General features: G+C 65.0%; 2 protein-coding genes and 1 pseudogene. All 3 read right to left on the bottom strand.

The window, feature by feature from the left end; genetic code table 11:
* Positions 1 to 869, bottom strand: an 869-nt coding sequence (locus WT97_RS12825; RefSeq protein WP_156440251.1) for an amidohydrolase family protein, incomplete at its 3' end; no start/stop codon positions are given.
* Positions 870 to 888: 19 nt separating this feature from the next.
* Positions 889 to 1,056: a DUF1427 family protein gene (locus WT97_RS12820; protein WP_014725963.1), complete on the bottom strand. Its 168-nt coding sequence runs from the start codon at positions 1,054 to 1,056 to the stop codon at positions 889 to 891.
* Positions 1,057 to 1,224: 168 nt separating this feature from the next.
* Positions 1,225 to 1,395: pseudogene (locus WT97_RS12815) on the bottom strand (hydrolase); the annotation flags it as partial.

The raw sequence follows: 1,395 nt of genomic DNA, 5'->3' as shown, positions 1-1,395 counted from the left end.
TCGTGGTACTTGACGCTCTTCGTCCAGTTCACGAAGTCTTCCTTCTCCGCGTTCGGCTTCTGCGTGAACAGGTTGTACGCGATCCGGATCGTCATCTCGCCCGCATCGTGCAGCTTGCGGATCACTTCGTAATCCTCCGGATAATTCTGAGATCCTCCACCCGCGTCGATCACGCCGGTCACGCCCAGCCGGTTCAGCTCGCGCATGAAGTGGCGCGTCGAGTTGTACTGATACTCGAACGGCAGCTTCGGACCCTTCGCGAGCGTCGCGTAGAGGATCGTCGCGTTCGGGTTCGCGAGCAGCAGGCCGGTCGGATGGCCGGCGGCATCGCGCAGGATGGTTCCGCCCGGCGGCTCCGGCGTGTCCTTCGTATAGCCGACCACCCGCAGCGCCGCCGCGTTCAGCAACGCACGATCGTACAGGTGCAGGATGAACACCGGCGTGTCCGGCGCGACTGCATTGAGTTCGTCGATCGTCGGCAGTCGCTTCTCCACGAACTGATGTTCGGTGAAGCCGCCGACCACGCGCACCCACTGCGGCGCGGGCGTCACGGCGACCTGACGCTTGAGCATCTCCATCGCGACCGCGAGCGACGGCACGCCGTCCCAGCGCAGTTCCATGTTGTAGTTCAGGCCGCCGCGAATCACGTGGCAGTGGTTGTCGATCAGGCCCGGCAGCACGCCGCGGCCGCCGAGATCGATCGTCTTCGTCGCACGGCCAGCGAGCGGCATGACGTCCGCGTCGCTGCCGACGGCGACGAAGCGGCCGGCGGCAATCGCGACGGCCGTGGCGACGGGGTTCGCGCGATCGAGCGTCGTGAATCGTCCGTTATGCAGGATCAGATCCGGCTGGGTCACGGTTGCGGTCATGTGCATCACCTCTTGTTGATCAGAAGCCAAACAGCTGTTTCACGGTGGGTAAGGCCTGCACGCCGATCAGCATGCCGAGCAACCCGACCAGCGCAATCAGCGGCGGTGCGGGAGAGCGAACCTTGATGGCGCTGTAAATCACACCGATCAGCAGGCCCGCACCAAGGGAAACCAGATAAGGTTCCATGCGATAAATCTCCCGGACAAATTCAAATGCAGGCGCGGCGTTCCGAACGGCATGCCGCGGGCGGCATTCGTGTTTCTTTCACGTCCGCCGCCCGCGGCCATGGCGCCCATGCGGCGCGTTCGCATCGAACCCGCCGCACCGGCATCAGCCGTTGCAGGCCGTCCGTGCTTACTTCGCCGGAACGGGCGGAATCGACTCGTGCGGCGTCGCGGTGCGCTGCGGCGCCTTGTGGACCATCGTGTACGCGTAGTCGACGCCCATTCCGTACGCGCCCGAATGCTCCTTCGCGATCGCCATCACCGCGTCGTACGAGTCGCGGCGCGCCCAGTCGCGCTGCCA

Origin of the sequence: Burkholderia sp. MSMB1459WGS (assembly GCF_001534535.1) — a bacterium.
Taxonomy (GTDB): Bacteria; Pseudomonadota; Gammaproteobacteria; order Burkholderiales; family Burkholderiaceae; genus Burkholderia.
Note: the sequence above shows the minus strand (reverse complement) of the source record. Positions and strands in the feature narration are given on the sequence as shown.